At 55.7% G+C, this 19,432-nt stretch carries 18 protein-coding genes; 11 read left to right on the forward strand and 7 right to left on the reverse strand.

The features are described 5' to 3' along the window. Nucleotides 1-58 precede the first annotated feature (58 nt). The 4 genes from LOS15_RS00850 to LOS15_RS00865 are packed head-to-tail and all read right to left on the reverse strand — an operon-like array spanning nucleotide 59 to nucleotide 4,792. A complete protein-coding gene (locus LOS15_RS00850; protein ID WP_263067472.1) occupies nucleotides 59-1,492 on the reverse strand; it encodes an ABC transporter ATP-binding protein in 1,434 nt (477 codons plus the stop codon). After that, nucleotides 1,489-2,316: an ABC transporter permease gene (locus LOS15_RS00855; RefSeq protein WP_263067473.1), complete on the reverse strand. Its 828-nt coding sequence runs from the start codon at nucleotides 2,314-2,316 to the stop codon at nucleotides 1,489-1,491. The genes LOS15_RS00850 and LOS15_RS00855 overlap by 4 nt, the downstream gene beginning before the upstream one ends. Beyond that, nucleotides 2,313-3,272: an ABC transporter permease gene (locus tag LOS15_RS00860; protein ID WP_263067475.1), complete on the reverse strand. Its 960-nt coding sequence runs from the start codon at nucleotides 3,270-3,272 to the stop codon at nucleotides 2,313-2,315. The genes LOS15_RS00855 and LOS15_RS00860 overlap by 4 nt, the downstream gene beginning before the upstream one ends. Further along, nucleotides 3,269-4,792, reverse strand: coding sequence for an ABC transporter substrate-binding protein (locus tag LOS15_RS00865; RefSeq protein WP_263067476.1), 1,524 nt, complete (start codon nucleotides 4,790-4,792; stop codon nucleotides 3,269-3,271). The genes LOS15_RS00860 and LOS15_RS00865 overlap by 4 nt, the downstream gene beginning before the upstream one ends. 150 nt (nucleotides 4,793-4,942) lie before the next feature. Between LOS15_RS00865 and LOS15_RS00870 the strand changes: the two genes are divergently transcribed. From LOS15_RS00870 to LOS15_RS00885, 4 genes are read left to right on the forward strand one after another with little or no spacing between them, the layout of a single operon-like run. Beyond that, entirely contained in the window at nucleotides 4,943-5,716 is a 774-nt protein-coding gene (locus LOS15_RS00870; protein ID WP_263067477.1) for a pseudouridine synthase, read from the forward strand. A 10-nt stretch (nucleotides 5,717-5,726) separates the two neighbouring features. Continuing rightward, nucleotides 5,727-6,593, forward strand: coding sequence for a tRNA cyclic N6-threonylcarbamoyladenosine(37) synthase TcdA (tcdA, locus tag LOS15_RS00875; protein WP_263067479.1), 867 nt, complete (start codon nucleotides 5,727-5,729; stop codon nucleotides 6,591-6,593). Then, complete coding sequence (locus LOS15_RS00880) at nucleotides 6,590-6,808, forward strand: DUF1653 domain-containing protein (RefSeq protein WP_263067480.1); 219 nt, start codon at nucleotides 6,590-6,592, stop codon at nucleotides 6,806-6,808. The genes tcdA and LOS15_RS00880 overlap by 4 nt, the downstream gene beginning before the upstream one ends. Before the next feature lie 28 nt (nucleotides 6,809-6,836). Beyond that, nucleotides 6,837-8,882 (forward strand): ATP-dependent DNA helicase RecQ, encoded by a 2,046-nt coding sequence (locus tag LOS15_RS00885; RefSeq protein ID WP_263067481.1) that lies wholly within the window; start codon nucleotides 6,837-6,839, stop codon nucleotides 8,880-8,882. 25 nt (nucleotides 8,883-8,907) lie between these two features. On the opposite strand, the gene zigA is transcribed toward LOS15_RS00885, so the two are convergent. From zigA to LOS15_RS00900, 3 genes are all read right to left on the reverse strand, one after another. Next, a complete protein-coding gene (gene zigA / locus LOS15_RS00890) occupies nucleotides 8,908-10,134 on the reverse strand; it encodes a zinc metallochaperone GTPase ZigA (protein WP_263067483.1) in 1,227 nt (408 codons plus the stop codon). 112 nt (nucleotides 10,135-10,246) lie between these two features. Further along, nucleotides 10,247-10,522: a TIGR03643 family protein gene (locus tag LOS15_RS00895; RefSeq protein ID WP_263067485.1), complete on the reverse strand. Its 276-nt coding sequence runs from the start codon at nucleotides 10,520-10,522 to the stop codon at nucleotides 10,247-10,249. A 154-nt stretch (nucleotides 10,523-10,676) separates the two neighbouring features. Next, entirely contained in the window at nucleotides 10,677-11,291 is a 615-nt protein-coding gene (locus LOS15_RS00900; RefSeq protein WP_263067486.1) for a class I SAM-dependent methyltransferase, read from the reverse strand. Between the two features lie 106 nt (nucleotides 11,292-11,397). Here LOS15_RS00900 and LOS15_RS00905 point away from each other — a divergent pair, with 106 nt between their 5' ends. The 7 genes from LOS15_RS00905 (at nucleotide 11,398) to aceK (ending at nucleotide 19,432) form a co-directional block, all read left to right on the forward strand. Further along, on the forward strand, nucleotides 11,398-12,813 hold the full coding sequence (locus tag LOS15_RS00905) for an ethanolamine ammonia-lyase subunit EutB (protein ID WP_263067493.1): 1,416 nt from the start codon (nucleotides 11,398-11,400) through the stop codon (nucleotides 12,811-12,813). After that, nucleotides 12,803-13,642, forward strand: coding sequence for an ethanolamine ammonia-lyase subunit EutC (eutC, locus tag LOS15_RS00910; protein WP_263067494.1), 840 nt, complete (start codon nucleotides 12,803-12,805; stop codon nucleotides 13,640-13,642). The genes LOS15_RS00905 and eutC overlap by 11 nt, the downstream gene beginning before the upstream one ends. A gap of 64 nt (nucleotides 13,643-13,706) precedes the next feature. After that, on the forward strand, nucleotides 13,707-14,201 hold the full coding sequence (locus LOS15_RS00915) for a CIA30 family protein (RefSeq protein WP_263067496.1): 495 nt from the start codon (nucleotides 13,707-13,709) through the stop codon (nucleotides 14,199-14,201). Nucleotides 14,202-14,363: 162 nt separating this feature from the next. Continuing rightward, nucleotides 14,364-14,747 carry a photoactive yellow protein gene (pyp, locus tag LOS15_RS00920; protein WP_009100820.1) on the forward strand — a complete coding sequence of 128 codons (384 nt, stop codon included), beginning with the start codon at nucleotides 14,364-14,366 and terminating at the stop codon, nucleotides 14,745-14,747. 98 nt (nucleotides 14,748-14,845) lie between these two features. Further along, nucleotides 14,846-15,976, forward strand: coding sequence for an AMP-binding protein (locus LOS15_RS00925; RefSeq protein WP_263067498.1), 1,131 nt, complete (start codon nucleotides 14,846-14,848; stop codon nucleotides 15,974-15,976). 22 nt (nucleotides 15,977-15,998) lie between these two features. Beyond that, nucleotides 15,999-17,579, forward strand: coding sequence for a histidine ammonia-lyase (gene hutH, locus LOS15_RS00930; RefSeq protein ID WP_263067499.1), 1,581 nt, complete (start codon nucleotides 15,999-16,001; stop codon nucleotides 17,577-17,579). A gap of 86 nt (nucleotides 17,580-17,665) precedes the next feature. After that, entirely contained in the window at nucleotides 17,666-19,432 is a 1,767-nt protein-coding gene (aceK, locus tag LOS15_RS00935) for a bifunctional isocitrate dehydrogenase kinase/phosphatase (RefSeq protein WP_263067500.1), read from the forward strand.

Consider the following 19,432-nt stretch of genomic DNA (forward strand, 5'->3'; position numbering starts at 1 on the left):
CCTTCCTAATCCATGGAGCGCGATTTTACGTTGCTTATTTAAGGTAGCTGCCGGTTGCCTACACCGCCAACGTCAGTTGCCGGTCGCATACCTTCGCGATCAGTGATGGATCGTGACTAACCAGCATCACGGCGCAGGCCTGCTCTCGCGCAAGCTCGATGAGCAGGCCTAGCGTATGTTGTTGCGTCACCGGATCGAGCCGCGAAGTGGGCTCATCCGCAAACAGGAAATGCGGTTTTAGCAGCAGCACCCTTAGGATCGCAAAGCGCTGGAGTTCACCGCCAGAAATTTCGCCAGGACGCCGCGTCAGTAGACGCTCATCAAGGCCTAATCGCGTCATTAATGGCGCAACGGCATTCAGGTCTAACTGATGGCGTTGGCGTAGATCTTTAAGCAGCTGGCGCAGTGTCCAATGGGGAGAAAAAGCAGCAGGAGGGTCTTGGTAGAGTTTCTGGCGGCCCAGTTTAGGCATGTTACTGCCGTATGCTATGCGCCCACGGCTGGGTTTAGTGACGCCTAAAAGTATATCGCCCAGGGTGCTTTTGCCGCAGCCGGATGGGCCAACAACACCAACAATTTCACCAGGACGCACTGACACCTCTAATCCGCTAAATAGCTCACGCCCTCCACGTGCCATGCTTAGTCCACTGGCGCTAACTACCGGAGCGCTCTTTTGATGGGTGAATGGCGGCGGGGCGGTCCAGCGGCTCGGTTCAGCCCCCAGGAGCCGATTGGCGTACTCCGTCTGTGGCTGATTAAGTAGCTGCTCGGCAGGGCCGCGCTCAACTACTTTTCCTTTGCGAAGAATAATCACCTCGCCCCCCAAGCGCCGAGCGACATCAATATCGTGTGTGATGGTCAGCAGTGCTCCGCCGTTATTCGGGGTTTTGGCCAGCAGTTCGACGACTTCGTCCCGCCGAGGGGCGTCCAGCCCTTTGGTCGGTTCGTCGGCTATCACGATTGGCGCACCTGCCGCACTCGCCGCGGCAAACGCCACACGTTGCGCCATGCCACCAGAAAGCTCGCCAGGTAATTTATGCAACGCCTGCTCAAGGCCTAAGGTGGATAAGTCGCTCCGTGCAGCAGCCGTCGCGGCTTTCTTTGTTCTGCCTGCCACAATATGATGTGTTTCAGCCACTTGGTGAAGAGCACGCATGGTAGGGTCTAACGCATGCCAGGGTTCTTGGGGGAGCAGCGCCAGAGTGCGGCCCCAAAGGGCCCGCCGTGAGGAACTGTTTGCCGCTTCCAAATCCTGGCCTGAAATAGTCAATTGCCCTTTGGCAGTTAACCCTTTGGGCAGTGTGCCCATGACGGCCTGGGCGATTAGACTTTTGCCAGAACCCGTTTCCCCCAGTAGGGTTAGGCGTTCTCCGGCGGCCAGCGAAAAGGAAACCGGCGCAATCGTTACACCATCGCCCTCAATCGTGAGCGCTTTGACGCTAAGTAATGAGGTTGTCTGTGTTTTGGGCATTATGGCGGTCATAGACGTCATCGCGGATCCTTCCCTGCTAGCAGGTTTAAGCTCATCACTACCACAAACAGCACGATAATAGGCTGTGCCATCGCCCAAGGAGCTTCGTGATAGTAGGGCAGCAGCTCAATCATCATCAGCCCCAGCTCGGCAGTAGGTGGGCGCAGCCCAACGCTGACAAACCCTAACGCGGCCATCGCCAGAATCGCGCTGGCCGCGCCAAATGCCGCCAGGGTGAATACCTGCGGGGCTAACTCAGGCCATAAATGCCGGCGAAAAAGCATCACGGGCCCAAAGCCAAGTAGGCGACTCGCTTCAATTTGTGGTGTCGCTACCAGCGCTTGAGTACGGGCACGCACCACGCGGAAGTACTCAATCCATAGCACGAGCGAGATGCCGACGTAGAGCGCCCAGAAGTTACCCGGCGCAATGGCGACTAACAACAAGACCAGTAGCAGGCCAGGCAGTGCTAAACAGGCATCGGCCACGCTACCCAATAACCGGTCGCTCCAGCCGCCCCGCCAACCTGCTACAACCCCCAACAACACCCCCGGAATGGCCGCAGTGGTAACGCTCAATAAAGCCATCCCCAGTGAGAGGCGAATAGCTGCAGCAAGGCGAGCCAGCATACTGCGTCCTAAATGATCAGTACCAAAAGGTTCCGCCAGAGAGGGCGTTTGCAGAATGCGCGTAAGCTGCTGGCGGGCCGGATCAGCGTCGAATAACCACGGCACTAGCCAAGCAAACGTGAGTAGAAAGGCGAGCATGGCAGCCCCCAAGCATTGGCGCTGGGAGAGCTTGGGTAGCACGACGCGGGATGAAAAACGTGAAGTATTGGTAATCACGCCTGGCGCCTCCTTGGGTCAAGAAAGTGGCAGGCGATGTCTACCGTAGTATTCAACATGACAAACAGCAGCCCCATCACCAGTGCTGTGCCCTGGATCATCGGCACGTCGCGAGCAACAATCGCATGGACTAACGCATGTCCAATACCAGGCCAGGCAAATAAAGTTTCCACCACCACCACACCTTCAATCAGATAAACGAATTGCACGCCCAAGTAGGCCACCACGGGCACCGCAGCATTACGCAGGCCGTGACGCATAAAGCTTTGGCGCTCATTTAACCCTTTGGTGCGTGAGAACGCGTAATAAGCAGAGTGAGAAACATCGGCCATCGCGTTGCGTGCCACACGGCTTGAAACAGCGGCAAGGCCAAGTGCAAGCGTTAGTGCAGGCAGTAGGTTATGCAGGGCGCTCCCATGACCGGCGACGGGTAGCCAGCCTAAGGAGACGGCAAATAGCATGATTAACAGCAGCCCAACGGCAAACGGAGGCAGCGCCCGCAGCACGTTGGCAGCGACTTCGCTCAACCGGTCAAGCGCACCATGGGGCTTTAGGCCTGCCACCAAACCTAACGGCGGGCCGATCAGCAACGACAGTAAAACCGCCATAATGGCGAGACTTAACGAATGGCCTAGCTGGTGGGAAAGTTCCTGGATAACGGGCGTTCCGCTGACCAAAGAGCGGCCTAAGTCCAGCTGTAATAAGTCCCAAAGCCAGCTGAAATAGGCGCTGGCAGCAGGTTGATCCAGCGCTAACTCTGCTCGTACGGTTTCTGCGGCGGCGCCATCCACCATGTCATGACCGTACCTACCAGCAGCGATACGGTAGGCCATATCGCCGGGCAAGCTGCGGGTTAAAATGAACGTTAACGTACCGACCAACCAGGCGACTAACCCGGCCTGAAAAAGTCGCGATAGCAGCAGGCGGCCAAGGCCATGGCTTGCGCGAGAGGTCATTCAGCCCACTCCAGTTGATCTATACGGTAGCTACGCTCTAACGGGTCGATGGAGAAACCTTCAACGGCGTGACTCACCGCGGCAGTTTGTTGGTACCAGGCCACGGGAATCAGCGGCATTTCTTGATGTAAGCGTTCCGCTACTAGCGGTGCTAAGTCGTTTAGCGCCTGCTCATCGGTGGATTGACGAAGTTCATTCAACCACTGAGCCACGTCATCATCACGCCAATTCATGGTCCCCCAGTCGCCGCCCATGCCTTCCGGGTCATAGCCGATGTCATCCAATAGCGAACCTAGTGGATTAGGCACTAATCCGTAATTACGGCCCACCAGCCCGACCTCTAAGCTATCATCATGGTGGCCGGAGGGTATTGCACTGGCGTTACCCACCGCGACTTCAAGAGCAATGCCTATCTCACGCCATTGGCTCTGCAGCGCGGTGGCGACCACGGGAAGTTCAGGTCGATCAGAGTAGGTATGCAGCGTTAGTTGGAAGGTCTGACCATCTCGTTCTAATAAACTTTGATTGCCTATTTCCCAGCCTAGCTCGCTCAGCAACGCCTTGGCGGCATCAATATCTTGGGCGTTGCCGGGAGCCAAGCCTAGATGCCAAGGGCCAAGACTTTCAGGAAACAGCTCTGCAGCGGCGGACTCAGGTGCTCGCAGCAAGCCTGCTGCAATGCCTACACGGTCGATCGCCATGCTCAGGGCTTGGCGAGCACGGTGGTCATCTAAAAACGGGTGGCTAGCATTGAGCTTAAGCATAATTGTGCGCGGCAGCGGTTCGCTATGCAGGGACAGCTTAGCGTTGCGGCTTAAGCGCGCGTGGCTTGCCGGGTCAAGGGTAAAGACGATATCAGCATCGCCGCTTTCTGCCATTAATGCGCGAGTTTCGCCCCGGCTAACCGCCAAGTAGCTGGCACTGCTAATAGCTGGCGTGCCGCCCCAGTAATCGTCAAAGCGGGTAACGGTCATACGTTGTGGCGGGCTTAGTTGGTCAACTTGATAGGGCCCACTGCCGATCATCTGGACGACTTCTCCGCTTTCAGCGAAGGACGCCTTTGCCAATATTAACGTTGTTGAATGAGCGAGCAGTGCTGGCATGGGTGAGAAAGGGCTTTCAAGCTCAATGATGACGGTGCTGTCATTTGCATGGACTCGGCTGATAGGTGCGCTATCTAAGATGCCTGGTTTTGCCAGTGCAGCTTCAAGACTTTTGACCACCGCCATGGCTGAGACAGGCGTGCCATCGTGAAACTGTGCCCCCTCCTGAAGCGTAAAGTGCCATTGAAGGCCATCTTCAGAAACGTCCCAAGCGCTTGCCAAGCCTGCTGTCAGTTGGCCCTGGTTGTCAGTGTCTACTAGCGTTTCGGCCACCCGCATGCGGCTGAATACGTGCCCCGAGGTGGCAGGGTCTGCGCTTTTTATTTCCCAGGGGGCAACGATATCTAGACGATGATCAGCGGCCCAGGTAGTCGATGCGAGCAGTAGTGTAATTCCTGCGGCCAAAGCATTCTTCATTAAGGGGCTCCTGTTGAGTTAAATAAGTTATTTTATAACATAACTAATATTTTGTGAAAGTCATTCTCAATTGCGTAACAGATGACATCTCACGGCCAAGTCGCGACAATAGCGCCCTGTTTTGATAGTTAGCCTTTACCGGGGAGCGTTATGACGCCACTCAACATCCTCTATCAGGATGAGTATCTTGTTGCGGTGCATAAGCCATCTGGGCTTTTGGTGCATCGCTCGGCGTTGGCGCGTGGTGAAACTGAATTTTTACTCCAGCGTTTGCGGGATCAGTTGGGCAAACGCGTATATCCTGTCCATCGGCTGGATCGTCCGACCTCGGGCGTCATTGTGTTTGGCCTCTCCTCCGAGTCGGCCGGTCTGCTTAGCGAAGGGTTTAGCGAGCGTCAGGTAGAGAAGCGCTACCTGGCGGTGGTACGCGGTAAAGCACCAGAAAGCGAGCGTTTGGATTATCCGCTACGGGAAGAGGATGGCACCCGCCCCAAGGCAGAAATGCCCGCAATGCCCGCGATGACCGATATACGTCGCTTGGATAGCGTTGAGTTGCCGGTGCAGGTAGACCGCTACCCCGTCGCGCGCTACTCGCTGGTGGAGGCGCGCCCCTTGACCGGGCGACGGCACCAAATTCGCCGCCACTTATCCCGCCGCGGCTACCCGATCATTGGTGACGCCAAACACGGAAAAAGTGTCCACAACCGCTTTTTTGCCGACCAACTAGCCGCTTCAAGGTTACTGCTTGCCGCGACATATTTAGCCTTCGATCATCCGGTGTTGGCTAAGCGTGTACAATTAAGCTGCGCCTTAGACGACACCATGACCGCCCTGTTTCATCACCTGGGCTGGGCAGGACATCTGCCGCTGGATAGCGTGCGCACACCGCCACAAACCACACCTTCTGCGCTAAAAGCGCTATGAGCCTTCTGTTATGTCATTGAATGAGCCAACCACTTCGCCAGCGATTGGCGGCGCTTCCAACGATTATAATTTCCGCTTTGGCGGAATTCGGCGCCTCTATGGTCAGCGCGCTTTTGATACATTTCGACAGGCTCACGTCGTTGTCGTAGGCGTCGGTGGGGTGGGTAGTTGGACGGTGGAAGCGCTGGCGCGCTCGGGCATCGGCAAGCTCACGCTGATCGATCTTGATGACGTCTGTGTGTCAAACGTTAACCGCCAGCTACACGCGCTGGAGGGCACCATTGGTCAGCCCAAGGTTGACGTGCTGGCCAGCCGCTGCCGGCTGATAGCCCCTGAGATTGAGATTATCGCCGATACCGCCTTCGTCACGCCCACCAATCTGGCCGAGCGCATTCCCGACGATGCCGATCATGTGGTGGATGCCATCGACAGCGTGATTGCCAAGGCCGCGCTGATCGCTTGGTGCAAGCGGCGCAAAATCCCGATTACCGTCACCGGCGCGGCGGGCGGGCAAACCGACCCCACGCGCATTCAAGTGGCGGATTTGACCCGCACTGAGCATGACCCGCTGCTGTCCAAGGTGCGCTCCAGGCTGCGCCGCGACTACGGTTTCTCCCGCAACCCCAAACGGCGCTTCTCGGTGGAGTGCGTCTACTCCGATGAGCAGCTGATCTACCCCGGCGCCGACGGCGAAGTGTGCCTGCAAAAGCCCGGCAGTGGCGATGCTACACGGCTGGACTGCGCTTCCGGGTTTGGCGCGGCGACCTTTCTCACCGGCACCTTTGGCTTCGTGGCCGCCTCCAAAGTGCTGGAGCGGCTGGCCAAAAAAGCGCAACAGCCCGCCGCCACACAAACAACCGACGAGGAAAGCGAATGAACACCCCGGTCCCTGGCATTTACCGCCACTACAAAGGCAACCTTTACGAAGTGATGGGCACCGCCCAGCACAGCGAAAGCGAAGAGCCGCTGGTGGTCTATCGTGCGCTCTACGGCAACTACGGCCTCTGGGTGCGCCCGCTGACAATGTTTACCGAAAGCGTCACCAAAGAGGGCCGCACACAGCCGCGCTTTGCGTTGGAAAAGGCGTTTTAAGCCTCTGCTTTCTTAATCAGGATCTGTTATGCGCTCTACATCACCCCAGCAAACGCTGAAAGACGTATTCGGTTTCGATGGCTTTCGCGGCGGCCAGCAGGCGGTGGTGGAAAGAGTGTTAGCGGGGCACTCCACAGCGGCGATTTTTGCCACCGGCGCGGGGAAGTCGCTTTGCTATCAGTTGCCTGCGCTGCATCTGCCACATTTAACCCTGGTGGTGTCTCCGCTGCTGGCGCTAATGCAGGATCAGCTTTCGTTTCTAACCCGCCACGGCGTGGCCGCCGCCAGCATTGATTCCACCCAAGACCGCGAGACGACGCGCGAGGTCATGGAACGGGCTAAAAGCGGCGAGCTAAAAATTCTCATGGTCTCGGTAGAGCGGCTCAAAAACGAGCGCTTTCGCCACTTTCTACGCCAGGTTCAGATATCGCTCTTAGTGGTGGATGAAGCCCACTGCCTTTCCGAGTGGGGGCATAACTTCCGTCCCGATTATCTCAAACTGCCGGACTACCAGCGCGATTTCGCTATCCCACAGGTGCTACTGCTGACGGCCACGGCAACGCCCACGGTGATTGCTGATATGGGAGAGAAGTTTGCCATTGCGCCGGATAACGTTATCACCACTGGCTTTTACCGTCCCAATCTTGAGCTGCTGGTGGCACCGGCCATGGAAGATCGCCAGCAGCAGCTGATTAACTGGCTGAAGCCACAGATGCAGCCGGGTAGCGAAGCACCGACGATTATTTACGTGACCCTGCAGCAAACTGCCGAGCAGGTGGCGAAGGCATTGGCGGCCCAGGGAATTGCCGCCCAGGCCTACCACGCAGGGCTAGATTCAGGCCGCCGCGATGAGATCCAGCGCCAATTTATGGGCGGTGAGTCCCCATGTATCGTGGCCACCATTGCGTTTGGCATGGGTATTGATAAGGGCGATATCCGTAACGTGGTGCACTTTGACCTACCCAAATCCATCGAGAACTACAGTCAAGAGATTGGTCGAGCGGGGCGCGACGGCAAGCCCTCCACCTGCCTGACCATGGCCGGACGGGATGGCCTGCGGGTGCTAGAAAATTTTGTTTACGGCGATACCCCCGAATACGCGGGCATCTACCGTTTGCTGAAAGAGATCGCTACCGCGGGCAAAGCGCCAGATCGCCAGTGGGAAGTGCTGCTCAACACGCTTTCCCGGGATACCAATATCCGCCTGCTGCCACTGAAAACGTTGCTGGTGCGGCTGGAGATGCATGGCATTATCGCTCCACGGTATGCATTTCTAGCCGAGTATCGGCTGCGCTATCATCTTAAGCCTAATGAGCTGGTGGGTCGTTTTGAAGGCGAGCGTGCGGCGTTTGTACGTTTGCTAGTGGATAATATTCCTATTGCGCGCACTTGGGGCACGGTGGATTTTGAGCGTCTACACCAAGCGGGGCTAGCTCAGCAGATCGACGCCTCCCGCGGCCGAGTGATCACTGCGCTTGAGTACTTTCAGGATAAAGGCTGGCTGACACTGGAAGGCAAGCGGATGACTGATGTTTATGAGGTGTGTCAGCCCGGTTTTGCCATTGAGACGCTGGCGAGCCAGCTCTATGACGAGTGCCTCAATCGTGAGCGTATCGAAATTGAGCGGCTGCAAGCGATGCTGGCGCTGTTTGAGTCAGAAACGTGCCTCACGCGGCGATTAGCCATACACTTTGGTGATAGTACCTTTGGTGACAGCATATTTGACGCGCCCCGCGATGCACCGCTTCGGACTGAGCAGGGCCGCTGTGGGCACTGTTCGGTATGTTACGGCCACCCGGTAAAACTACCGGATGCGCCGCCTGAGCCAACGCTAACGGCGGCCGATTTTCAGCGCTATGCCGCGCCGCTGATTGAGCGCCACACCGAACAGTTCAGCCAGCCGCCCAATGCCCAGCGGCTGGCGCACTTTCTATGTGGCTTGACCATGCCGGTGTTTACCCCGCTCAAAGCTCGCAGCCTGAACGGCTTTGCGGTCTTTGAGCAGCGTGCTTATACTGAGGTGCGTGAGTGGGCGCAGGATTATATAGCGAACGCGGGCAACGGCAACGAGTAGTGTGCAGGCCTGGGCAGGCAGTATTTCACTCCCAAGCTGGGAATGGGTCGGGCAGCTGCTTCCACGCTTCCATGCCTTCCAGCAGCTCACCTTCACTCAATAGGCAGGCATCTAGCGCTGCACGCATTTTGGCTTGATCCATATTTTGGCCAATAAACACCAGTTCCTGGCGCATATCGCCAAACGGTTCCTGCCACTTTTCCATAATAAACTGGCGGTATTCGGGGTCCTCCGGCCAGCTGTCTTCCGGGATGGCTTTCCAAAATACTCCCGCCGGGCCGTGGTGGGCAATGCCGCCCGCTTGGCTCCATTGGCCTGCATAGCGTGGCCGTGTGGCAAGCCAGAAGAAGCCTTTCGAGCGCAGCAACCCTTTACCAAACCACTCTTGATTTAACAGGTCGTGGAATTTCTCCGGATGGAAGGGGCGGCGGGCATGGTAGGCAAAGCTGCCAATGCCATACTCTTCGGTTTCGGGCACATGCTCGCCGCGCATCTCTTTTAGCCAGCCGGGTGCCTGCTGGGCGCGTTCAAAGTTGAACTTGCCGGTATCGAGTACTTTCTCAAGGGGGACGCCACCTTGGGTGATCGGTACTAGCTCTGCGTCGGGGTTAAGCGAGTGCAGAATCGCTTTCAGCGCTTCTAGCTCTTTCTCACTGATCAGGTCGGTTTTACTAATCAAAAGGACATCGCAAAACTCAATTTGGTCGACCAGCAGGTCGGCAACGTTGCGCTCGTCGTCTTCGCCTAAACTCTCGCCAGCTTCTTCCAGGCTTTGCGCTTCACGGTACTGCTCAAGGAAATTGGCACCGTCCACCACGGTGACCAGTGTATCCAGCCGCGCAACGTGGGAAAGGCTCTGGCCGCTTTCATCTTCAAAGGTGAACGTTTCCGCCACGGGTAGGGGCTCTGAAATACCGGTGGACTCAATCACCAAGTAATCGAATTTACCTTCGCGTGCTAGTTGGCTGACTTCTTCCAGCAAGTCCTCGCGCAGGGTGCAGCAGATGCAGCCGTTGCTCATCTCTACCAATCGCTCTTCAGAGCGGTTGAGTGCCACGTCACCATCCAATGTCGACTCGCCAGGGCCGCCGCGTACCAGTGCGCCGTCGATATTCACCTCGCTCATATCGTTAACGATGACCGCCACCCGGCGACCTTCGCGGTTGGCAAGAATATGATTGAGCACGGTGGTTTTACCGGCACCTAAAAAGCCCGACAGTACGGTGACGGGCAGGGGAGAGAACGCGGTCATGGTAGTGAACCTCTAAACAGGCTTGTGTTATGTGATAATATAACAATAAAGAAGCGTTTTAAGAAAGCTCTGTTTTGATGACCACTGTTTAAGAGAATACGGGTTGGGGGAATTAACGCTTATATTGCGTAGGGCAGTAGCCCCGTAACACATCGGGGGAGCGCAAGGCTTTGTGTTTGGTAGCGCGACCGGTAACCCGCTTGCGCCATAGCCGGAATGAAGCGGATTTTAGCTGATGGCGCATCACCTCGATGACATCCGGCTCGCCCAAGCCAAACAGTCCTTCGATGGCTTCAAACGGCGTGCGATCCTCCCAGGCCATCTCGATAACGCGGGATTGCTCTTCTTCGGGTAAGCGACGGAAGCGTTTCACGGCAGCTTTAGGCATTGGACACCCTGAGTATTGGCTAATAGGCGACGCGTATAAATAGCGAAATATCTGGCTGTACAAATACTTTACGCGCCTAGGATGATTGTACTAAAAGTACGGATTAAAATGCAGGTTTTCTGAATGCGCTAGCTAACAAACAGCTTAGTAGGGCTTATTTTGTCGCCAGCAGGGCGCGGAATAAACCCTTCATAAGTACCGGTTCGTCGCGCTGAATGGTAAAGCCAGCCTGTTGTATAAGAGGCGTGGCCTGGCGTGTGATATCGGTAGCGATAAAAGAGGTGAAGGCGTTTAGCGCCCGCCTGCTTGGCCCAGCAGGTTGAACATCTGGCTGAAATTTGTCCATCACGCAGAGCTGGCCGTCTGGCTTCAGTACTCGGTTAGCTTCTGCTAACCCCTGTTCTGGGCAGGGCATGACCGCGAGGATAAGGTGCATTACCACCACGTCGAAGTGCTCATCAGGGTACTCCAGCGCGGCGGCGTCCATCACTCGGCACTCTACATCCCGCCTCGCTTTTTCTGCCCGTTCACGGGCGCGCTTCACCATGGCGGGCGTTAAGTCGGTCAGATGTGTTTCTAGCTCATGGGGCAAATACGGCAAGTCTAAGCCTGTGCCTGCGCCTACTAATAAAACGCGCATTCCCGGCTCCCAATCGACTTGGCCAAGGGCCATGCGTCGCGGCTTACAAAATGCTTTGGTGGCCACAAGATCATACAGTGGGGCGTAGACGGTATAGCGAAGTCGATTCCAAGCTGTTGTATTTATCATCTTACTTCTTAGCTCCCGCTTATTTTAACGGCTGACGTGCAGCAGATCAGCGGCTAAGTTAAAAGTCACCCATGCCTATTAGCATAGCTACTATAAGGGTGATGCGATGTCACAGTGTTATCACACCATGTTGGGAGAGCGTACCTACCGTTTTTCCAATTTAGCGGCATTAATGGCTAAGGCCACGCCGCCCCGTTCCGGTGACCGTTTGGCTGAGGTGATAGCGGAATCCGCTGAGGAGCGGGTGGTGGCGCAAATGGTGCTTGCCGAACTGCCGCTCACGACGTTCTTAAATGACGTTCTGATTCCTTATGAGCAGGATGAAATTACCCGGTTGATTATCGATGAGCACGATGCTGGTGCTTTTGCTCCGTTGCGACATCTGACCGTGGGGGACTTTCGTAACTGGCTGCTGTCTGATCATGCTACTAGCGAGATACTTGCCGCCGCACGCTCTGGTATTACACCCGAAATGGCTGCCGCGGTGAGCAAGCTAATGCGCAATCAGGATCTGATTTTGGTGGCCAAAAAGTGCCAGGTAACGACAGCGTTCCGCAATACGATTGGGCTGCCGGGGCGGCTCTCTACACGGCTTCAGCCCAATCATCCTACTGATGATGTCACCGGCATTGCCGCTAGTATTCTTGATGGACTGCTGTACGGCAGCGGCGACGCGGTGATTGGTATTAATCCTGCCACCGATAACGTCGCCCAAAGTATCAAGCTGATGCGCTTGATGGATGATGTCATTCAGAAATATGAAATCCCTACCCAGTCCTGCGTGCTTACCCATGTGACGAACACGTTAGAAGCGATTGAGCAGGGCGCCCCGGTCGATCTGGTCTTCCAATCCATCGGCGGTACAGAAGCGACCAACCGCAGTTTTGGGTTCGATTTGAGCACCTTGGCTGAAGCTGAGGCAGCGGCGCAGTCGCTCAATCGCGGGACAGTGGGCCGCAACGTAATGTATTTCGAAACCGGCCAAGGCAGCTCGCTTTCTGCTGATGCCCACCATGGCCTTGATCAGCAAACCTGTGAAGCCCGCGCCTACGCCGTGGCGCGTAAGTTCAATCCGCTGTTGGTGAATACCGTGGTGGGCTTTATCGGCCCTGAGTATTTGTTTGACGGTAAAGAGATCACTCGGGCGGGGCTTGAGGATCACTTCTGCGGCAAGCTGTTAGGGGTGCCTATGGGGTGTGATGTTTGCTACACCAACCACGCTGAGGCCGATCAAAACGATATGGATAACCTGCTGACGCTACTCAGCGTAGCGGGCTGCAACTTCATTATGGGCATCCCTGGCTCTGACGACATTATGCTCAACTACCAAACCACTTCTTTTCATGACGCACTTTATGCGCGGCGTGTACTGGGGCTAAAAGCAGCGCCCGAATTTGAGCGCTGGTTGGCGGACATGCAGATTTTCCAGGATGTCAGTACTTACCGTTTGAATGACCAGCTCCCCGCCGCCTTTGCGAACAGCCTACGTCACCTGCCTAAGGATCCGCGCCATGGTGCATAAACCCGTATCCCCCATCGTGGTGGAAAACCCTTGGCAGCGATTGAGTGCCTTTACCGATGCACGAATTGGCCTAGGGCGCGCTGGTGTCAGTCTACCCACCAGCAAGCTATTAGCGTTTCAGCTGGCCCACGCTCAAGCCCAGGATGCTGTTCACTGTGCGTTTGATGGTGAAGCTTTAGAGGCAGCGCTAACCGACACGCTTAACCTCACTGCGTCGCCTATTCGCTTACACACGCTTGCAAAGGATCGCGCTACTTATCTACAGCGGCCCGACTATGGTCGACGCTTGAGTGAGTCGTCGCGGGAGCAGCTGCAGCAAACTGCCGAGTCAGGTCAGCGCTTCGATTTGGCGGTGGTGATTGTCGATGGGCTTTCCGCGCTGGCGGTGCTGCAGAATAGCGCCCCGTTTCTTACTGCGCTGTATCGCGCTTTTGAGAGTGATCAGCAAGCGTGGCAGCTCGCACCTTTAACCCTTGTCGAGCAGGGCCGTGTCGCCATTGGCGATGAAGTGGGCGCGCTGCTTAACGCCGATGCGGTGCTGGTGATGATTGGCGAACGCCCGGGATTAAGCTCCCCCGATAGCCTCGGGTTGTATATGACCTGGGCACCTGAAGTGGGCTTAAAAGATGACCGTCGCAACTGTATTTCAAACGTTCGCCCGGCAGGGCTGAACCCCGAGGAGGCTGCTCGGCGGATGCTATTGCTATTAAAAGCTGCCCGGCAGCTAATGCTTTCCGGTGTAAAGCTGAAAGATCGCAGCGAAGATAACGTGCTAGAAGACAGCGCCGTTGCCACAGGTTTTAAGGGTAACTTCCTCGTCGCTGATTGAAGTCAATATTGCATTCATTAAGCGGTAGTGAAACGCTGGATATCCCACTTTTTGAGGAGCCACTATGACGTTAATCTTTACCGATCCAAGCGAACAGCAGCGCTGGTATGCCGTGGACGATGGCGTAATGGGCGGCGAGTCCCATAGTGGGTTTCGTATTGAAGCAGACACAGGCTGCTTTTATGGCGAGGTCTCATTGGAAAACGGCGGCGGCTTTGCCTCGGTACGCCGCGAGCCGAACCACGTTGAATCTTTTCTTACCCAGGGAGACGGCATAAGGCTTAGGGTGCGCGGCGATGGTCGCACCTACCAGCTGCGTTTAAAAAGTACATTGCTGGATGAGGCCAGTGCCTACCGGGTGGCGTTCACGCCTAGCAAAGGTGAGTGGGAAACCTGGGATTTTCCTTGGCATAGTTTTGAAGCCGTGCGCCGCGGCAAGTTGCTGGCCAATGCGCCGCTGCTAGACCCCGAAAGCATTCATCAACTTGGATTTTTAATTGCCGATAGAGACGCTGGGCCGTTTGTTCTCTACGTGAGTCGATTAGAGAAATTAAGCTGAAATAAGTAGGGCTTCTGTTTTCTCATCAAATAGCATTAGCTGTTTGCTTTGAATCTCTCATACTGCTAGATTCAAGTGGTAATTACAATTAATGTATACCTTTTGTATAGCTATTTGATTTGTTAAATATGTTTGCAAGGTATTCAGACAGGAGATGTGGTAATGGCAATGGAAACAGTACGTTTCGGCGGCGATGATATTGAAAATGCCCTAGCCAATATGGATGATAAGAAGCTTGATACGCTGGCTTTTGGCGCCATCCAGCTAGATGCCAATGGCAAGATCATTCAATACAACGCAGCGGAAGGTGGTATTACCGGTCGTGACCCTAAAAGCGTCATTGGCAAAAATTTCTTTACTGACGTTGCTCCCTGCACACAAAGCAAAGAATTTCAGGGCCGTTTCAAGGAAGGCGTTAAAAATGGTGATTTAAACACCATGTTTGAGTACGTGTTCGATTATCAGATGACGCCCACAAAAGTAAAAGTGCATATGAAAAAGGCGCTTTCTGGAGATACTTTCTGGATTTTCGTTAAACGCTTATGACCTAGATTACCCAAGGGCCGCCCGCTCAATGGATATTATGAGTGGGCGGTTTTGTGTTTAAACCGTACGATATTTCTGGCGTTATTAAGGATCATCCAATGCCCCAGTGGCTAAGCGAAGCCGATTGCAAGGCGGTGCTGCAATCTCTGCTAAGCGCTGAACTTGCTGCCTACCGCGGAACTCCCGCGCCAGACTGGCAACATCCACCCGCCATCGACTCCCTTGAAAGACTCCACCTTGCCGCCTGTGTGAACGAATTCTTTCGTTTACACGAGACCGGTGTAGAAGACCGTCTTCTCATGACCAAACACATCGATGGGTGGGCAGCCATTGTGGCTCAGGCGCTCGACGATACCTCAGGCCTTACGTTTCGCACGTCAGGGAGTACAGGAGATCCGACGACCCATGTGCATCACTGGGCCAACATACAAGCTGAAACGGACGCATTGATACAGCGTTTAGCCCCCGTTATGCCGATAAAGCGAGTCGTGAGCTGGCTGCCGCTACACCACCTTTACGGCCTTATGTGGGGCGTTGCCCTGCCAGCAAAGCTAAATATACCGCGCGTTAGTGTAGAGGGAGCCGCTATGCCCGCTTTGGCGCCTGGCGATATGTTGGTCACTGTGCCTGCGTACTGGGACTATTTGGCTCGTGCGGGTAAGGAGTGGCCTAATAAGGTAACGGGCGTTTCCTCATCGGCGCCTCTTTCTGCGGCAACATCAGACGCATTGATTCAACAAGGCTTAGCTGGCTTGCTCGATATTTATGGCAGTACGGAAACTGGAGGAGTGGCAACCCGTTGGCGTGCCTCTGAACCCTACCAGCTGCTAACCCACTGGCAACGCCACGATACACAGCACCTTCAGCGTGTTAATAGTGACCACCCGGTGCCGCTTCTGGACGCTACGCAGTGGGTCGACGATACCCATTTTACGGTGAAAGGGCGCCTTGACGATGTGGTCATCATTGGTGGTGTCAACGTTAGCCCCCAGCATGTGGCGCGTAAGCTATGCGCGTTAGACGATGTGGCTGATTGCAGCGTGCGGGTCGCTGGGTCTGCCGCATCGCCACGCTTAAAGGCGTTTGTTGTGCCTGTGCAAGACGAACATGAAACCGCTAGTACGATTGCCCAAGCTACGGCCCACTGGCCAGCAGCAGAGCGCCCGGTAAGCGTTACTTATGGTGCATCCCTGCCAACTAATGCGATGGGCAAACTCACTGATTGGTAATTTTTGTACAGGAAGTGCTGATATGAACGATGGCTCTCGGACGTTGGAAGAGATTGAAAACATCGCCCTTGGGCGTCAGATGCTTGTGCTGTCGCAAGAAGAAAAACGAGCGACCGCACAAGCACATGCTTTTCTGTGCGACGCTATTAACCAACGACGCCGTATCTACGGAGTGACAACGGGATACGGGCCGCTGGCCACCACCGACGTAGACCCTAAGCAGTCAGCGCTCCTGCAGCAGAATTTGGTCTATCACCTATGCAGCGGTGTGGGAGAGCCACTGGCACACACCCAGGTTCGCGCCATGATGGTGGCCCGCGTCGCGAGTCTAGTTCGCGGACACTCCGGCGCGAACCCTTTACTTATAGAGCGTTTGCTTGCATGGCTTGAGGCTGACGTGGTGCCTGAAGTGCCCTCGCGGGGCACGGTAGGGGCGAGCGGTGATTTAACGCCGCTGGCGCACCTGGCCCGCGCATTGAGCGGTGAAGGCAGAGTGAGTCTGCGTGGCGGCCGTTGGATCGACAGCGCCGAGGCTCACCGGCAGCTGGGGTGGGAGCCGCTTGTCCTACAAGGCAAAGATGCGATTGCGCTCGTCAACGGCACTTCGACCACGGCCGGTATTGCGGCGTTAAATGCCACCGCTGCGCAACGGGCGGTAAAGCTCAGTGCTTTACTGGTACTGCTTTACTCGGAACTACTGGGAGGGCATCGCGAGGCGTTTCATCCGCGGATTGGCAAGCTTCGCCCACACCCAGGCCAGCAGCAGCTTCATCAGTGGCTTTGGTCGCTATCCGCAACTAGCGATGCACTCATCCCCTGGCGGCCCGTATCGGAGCAGCTTCCAGAGATGCCCAGTGATATTACCCAGCACCGGCCGCTACCCCAGGATGCCTACACGCTGCGCTGCGCGCCCCAAGCGCTAGGCGCCGTGTGGGACGTTGTTGAGCAGCACGCACAAACGGTGCGCATCGAACTGGAAGCGGTCACTGATAACCCGCTACTGTTTGCCGATGACGGCTTGGTTTTGCACGGTGGGAACTTTTTCGGTCAGCACTTAGCCTTTGCCAGCGACCACCTTAACAATGCGCTTATCCAAATGGCGCTCTACAGCGAGCGTCGCATCGCAAGAATTACCGACCCGCTCAAAAATAAAGGCTTGCCAGCGTTTATGCAGCCGCTTGAGACGGGCTTGCACAGCGGTTTTATGGGCGCGCAGGTGAGCGCAACGGCGCTAGTGGCTGAGTTACGTAGCCACGCCATGCCCGCCTCTATCCAGTCTATTCCGACGAATGCGGATAATCAGGATATCGTGCCGCTAGGAACCATCGCCGCGCGCCGCGCAAGCACGAGTTTAGAGCAGCTTTATCAGATATTGGCGATTGAAGCCTTGGTGCTGGTGCAGGGCGCTGAGTTGAAGAACACCCATGCGCTTAGTCATGCTTCCCAAGCGTTCTGCCACTGGGTTCGAGACTTTATCCGCCCGCTTGAGCAAGACCGCCCTTTGTCAGAAGACATTACCCAACTCTCACAGCTGCTTGCCGACCCCGACCACGTTGCACCGCTGATGGCGCTGCTGGATACAGCCCCGCAGGAGAGCGCTTAACGCGCGCTCCTCCACTAAGGTCGTCTCGTATGTAGTCAGGCATTAAGAGAGTCTTTGTGCACTCTCTTTTTAAACGAGCAACCCTCATGAAGCTCTCTCCGGCCTACCGCTTAGCCGCCACAATTCTGCATGGTTTTGATGCCTATCGTGGGCGCTTTAAACAGATCACGGCGGATGCCAGTCGTCGTTTCCGCGATGCCGCGTGGCGTGAGGCGCAGCAAGCGTCCGCTGCCCGTATCAACCTCTACGAAGAGCGGGTAGGCGATACCCTAGAGCGTTTGCAGCGCACTTTTGAACATGATGTGCTGGCGCACTGTGAAACTTGGGGAGAAGCCCGCGGTCACTATGCCGAAATGATCGCGCAGCGGCTGGATTACGAGTTGGCAGAGACGTTTTTCAACTCACTCTTTTGCTCAGTGTTTCACTATCGCCACATCCGTAACGAGTGGATGTTTGTTTACAGCTCCCGCGAAGACGCTGCTCACCACTCGGGCATTGAACTGTGCCGAAGGCAAGCAGTCAACGGCGACTGGCAAGCGGCACTGGCCTGGGCGTTGGATGAGGCACCGTTTGATAACCCATTTGCTGACTTGGAGGGTGATATTGCCCTAGGGGCCGATCTGCTGAAAAGCCAGCTCCCAGCGGCTATTTTGCAGGCTGAAGATGCCCAGATTGAGCTGCTTAAAAACGTCTTTTATCGCAACAAAGGGGCGTACTTGGTGGGTCGTATTTTAGGCGGCGGCGAGCAGGTGCCGCTGGTACTGCCAGTGCTTCACGGCGAAGGCTTTGGTGAGCAGCAGGGCGGCGATCCGTGCCTGCATTTGGATACGGTGCTCACAGAAACGGATGAAGTCTCGATTATCTTTTCGTTTACCCGCGCCTATTTTCAGGTGGAAGTACCGGTGCCGAGCGAATTTGTCAGCTACCTAAAGACGCTGATGCCCCATAAGCCCGAGAGCGAGCTTTACGCGGCGATTGGCTTTTTTAAATACGGCAAAACGGCGTTTTTCCGGGCGCTTAATCTGCAGGTCGCTAAGCGCGAAGATCAGTTTATTATCGCGCCCGGTGTGCGCGGCATGGTGATGGCGGTGTTTGTACTCCCCAGCTTTCGCACTGTCTTTAAGATCATTAAAGATAAATTTGACCCCGCCAAGGAGGTTACCCACGCCGTGGTGCGCGAGAAGTATCGGCTGGTAAAGCGCCACGACCGGGTAGGCCGCATGGCGGATACGCAGGAGTTCTCTAACTTTACCGTCCGCAAAGACCATTTCGCGCCGGACTGCCTAGAGCATCTGCTGGAAGTCGCGCCCTCTACGGTATCGCTTAAAGATGACAAGGTGATCATCAAGCACTGCTACACCGAGCGGATGATGACACCGCTCAATATCTATCTTGAGCAGTGCAGCGCCGATGAGCAGGTGATGGTGCTCAAGGATTACGGCAACGCCATCAAGCAGATGGCGGCGGCAAATATTTTTCCTGGCGATATGCTGCTGAAAAACTTCGGTGTCACCCGCCATGGGCGGGTGATTTTTTACGATTATGATGAGGTCAGCTACCTCACCGAGTGTCGTTTTCGGCACATTCCCAAATCCTACGGTAACGACTTTCAAGGGGGCGGGGCCGAGAGCTTCTCCATTGGCCCCAACGACATCTTTCCTGAGGAGTTTGGCCCCTTCATGTTTGCCAACCCTGGGCTACGCGCCGTTTTTATGCAGCAGCATCCTGAGCTATTCGACCCGGATTACTGGCTGGAGCTGCAGCAGGCGATTGTCGATGGGCGGGTGATCGACGTTTATCCCTACCGTAATAAACAGCGTTTCGCGGGAACGATAGGGCAGCTGGTATATTAG

The organism is Halomonas sp. 7T (genome assembly GCF_025643255.1).
Taxonomy (GTDB): domain Bacteria; phylum Pseudomonadota; class Gammaproteobacteria; order Pseudomonadales; family Halomonadaceae; genus Vreelandella.